Annotated in this window: 4 protein-coding genes; all 4 read right to left on the bottom strand. The window is 60.3% G+C overall.

Annotation, left to right across the window (positions count from 1 at the left end):
* Positions 1–100: 100 nt before the first annotated feature.
* Complete coding sequence (gene tsaA, locus QZL67_RS05315) at positions 101–796, bottom strand: tRNA (N6-threonylcarbamoyladenosine(37)-N6)-methyltransferase TrmO (RefSeq protein ID WP_022289716.1); 696 nt, start codon at positions 794–796, stop codon at positions 101–103.
* 114 nt (positions 797–910) lie between these two features.
* Positions 911–1267 carry a hypothetical protein gene (locus QZL67_RS05320; RefSeq protein ID WP_022289717.1) on the bottom strand — a complete coding sequence of 119 codons (357 nt, stop codon included), beginning with the start codon at positions 1265–1267 and terminating at the stop codon, positions 911–913.
* Positions 1251–1898 carry a hypothetical protein gene (locus tag QZL67_RS05325; protein ID WP_022289718.1) on the bottom strand — a complete coding sequence of 216 codons (648 nt, stop codon included), beginning with the start codon at positions 1896–1898 and terminating at the stop codon, positions 1251–1253. The genes QZL67_RS05320 and QZL67_RS05325 overlap by 17 nt, the downstream gene beginning before the upstream one ends.
* A partial coding sequence (locus QZL67_RS05330) for a hypothetical protein (protein WP_292919910.1) occupies positions 1895–2129 on the bottom strand: 235 nt, incomplete at its 5' end. The genes QZL67_RS05330 and QZL67_RS05325, both read right to left, overlap by 4 nt.

Raw genomic sequence — 2129 nt, forward strand, 5'->3', positions numbered from 1 at the left:
TGTCCTTTTGCGGGGGCGTCTTTTCCGGACGGGGCTTTTTTCGTTGAAATATTGAAAAAGAGCGAGTTGCCGATGCTGCGGAACAGGCCGGGAATTTCGGTTACCGCTCCTCCGGCAGAATCTCCCGGACGGTGAGAAGGCCGTCTGTCACGGTAAAGCGCACCTCCAGCCCCGCAAAACCAAAGCCGTAGACCCGATCGGAGTCCTTTTGGTAGTGCGGCCGCGGGTCCTGTGCCAGAACACCCATGAGAGCTTCCCGGCGGTTTTCCGGTATCTGCGCCAGAAGCGCCGGCGGAATGTCTACCGCCAGTACCGCACCTGCCGGTGCAGCAGCAAAGCCGCCGCTAGCCTCCGGGTGGCAGTCGCCATAGGGAAGGTAGGGTTTGATATCCAAAATGGGCGTGCCATCCATCAGATCTGCCCCCTGGACCCGCAGCACCGTGCCCAGATCCGGTGTGGACGCTATACCGGCCAGACGCACAGAGGAGAGCCCGATGGGATTCGGCCGGAACGGGGAGCGGGTGGCAAACACGCCCATGCGGGTATTTCCGCCCAGTCGGGGCGGCCGCACTGTGGGGGACCAGGTCCGGCGCACAGAGGCGGAAAAGACCCAGACCAGCCAGATGTGGGAAAACCCCTCCAGTCCCCGTAGGGCGTCGGGGTTGCGGAATTCCGGCTCAAAGACCACCGTGGCCTCCAGAGAGTCCACCAGGCCGCTTTGCCGGGGAACGCCGAATTTGGTGGAAAAATCGCTGCGGATGTGGGCGATGGGACGCATGGAATAGAGCTCAGACATGGGATGCCCCCTTTGTTGAAGTGCTTCCATTATACGCAAAAATTCCCGAAAAGCAAAGCGTCGTATCAAAAGAGAGAAAGCGGATGCCGTACGGCATCCGCCTTCTGGAATCACTCAAAGATGAATTACGACGTCGGGACAATAGAGCAGACACCAGGCGATGACAAAGAGCACCAGAGCACAGGAGACCAGCAGAAAGCACAGCACCATGCCCACCCAGTCGTAGCGGATGGCACTGTCCCGCCGGGCGGCCAGCAGGGTCTCCACACCAAGGCTCACCAGAATGAGGGGGCTGAGCTTGAGGAGGAACGTCAGATCCAGCTTGGGAAAAAACATGCACAGCAGCATGGCCGCACCGCTGAGAATCAACACCACGCCCAGCGTGAAGGTCCCTACCCGCCGGGGCTTTTCAGGCACCGGATGCTCCGAAACAGGTGCGGCGCCTGCGGAGAAATCACACTTCTTTGTCATGGGGCACCTCTCGGCGGGAAGCAGCGGGGTCATCTGATTCGGGTGCCTCACAAGAGGCGCTGCCGTCTGGACTATCCTGCTGCCGGAAATCGGATTCCGGCGGGGTGAAGACCGGAATATCTTCCTGCTGGCGGTTTCTTGGCCCGCGGATGAACCAGACGCCCAACAAAATCACCAGAACCGTGATGACCATGCGGGGCAGGTCGTAGAGCAGGTCGTAGAGCCAATAGGCCCAGTCTCCGATCAGCCAGCCGATGCGGTTGAGCAGCATCCGGTAGAGCATCCAGCCGCCCACCAGAATCAGTGCCCAGCCAATCAGGCTGTGGCGGCTGCGGAGCAGCTTGGCCATCCGCTGGCTGTCCAGATCCGAGAGGCCGAACAGAAAATCATCCGGCGGCTGTGTTCCCGCGGTGATCTGGGTGCGGAGATTGTAGCTGTCGAAAAAGGCGTAGAGCCATACCACCGGCAGGAAAAAGGCCAGTGCCCCCATCCCCAGGAAACCGGAAATCGCCAAAATGGCGAAAAACAGCAGCAGCAGGGAAAGCCCCCGCTTCATATACCCCTGGTACATCTGCCCGCATCCGGAGAGGCAGGAGGTGAGAAATAAAAGCAGTCCGTGTTTGGGTGTCATGAGTGAGTTCCTCCTTCATTGGTCTGCGGTCTGTCGCCGCTGAAGTGGTCCAAAAAATCACTGATCTGAGAGAACATGCTGTCCATGGATTGATTCCACCGCTCCGGCCAATCCCAAAGACGCTGGGTCACCGTGCTGTCCGGAGACGGAGGCAGCGGGTCTGCGGCGGCCTGCGGGAAAATCCCGGCACTTCCCCAGAGCACGGTCAGGGCCAGCGCTACCGCAGCGGCG

Origin of the sequence: Oscillibacter sp. CAG:155 (assembly GCA_000436875.1) — a bacterium.
Classification (GTDB): Bacteria; Bacillota; Clostridia; order Oscillospirales; family Oscillospiraceae; genus Oscillibacter.

Bases quoted from the DNA above. Each gene is read 5' to 3' on its own strand.
- QZL67_RS05325 (WP_022289718.1), bottom strand. From the start codon at position 1,898: ATGACACCCAAACACGGACTGCTTTTATTTCTCACCTCCTGCCTCTCC.
- QZL67_RS05320 (WP_022289717.1), bottom strand. From the start codon at position 1,267: ATGACAAAGAAGTGTGATTTCTCCGCAGGCGCCGCACCTGTTTCGGAG.
- tsaA (WP_022289716.1), bottom strand. From the start codon at position 796: ATGTCTGAGCTCTATTCCATGCGTCCCATCGCCCACATCCGCAGCGAT.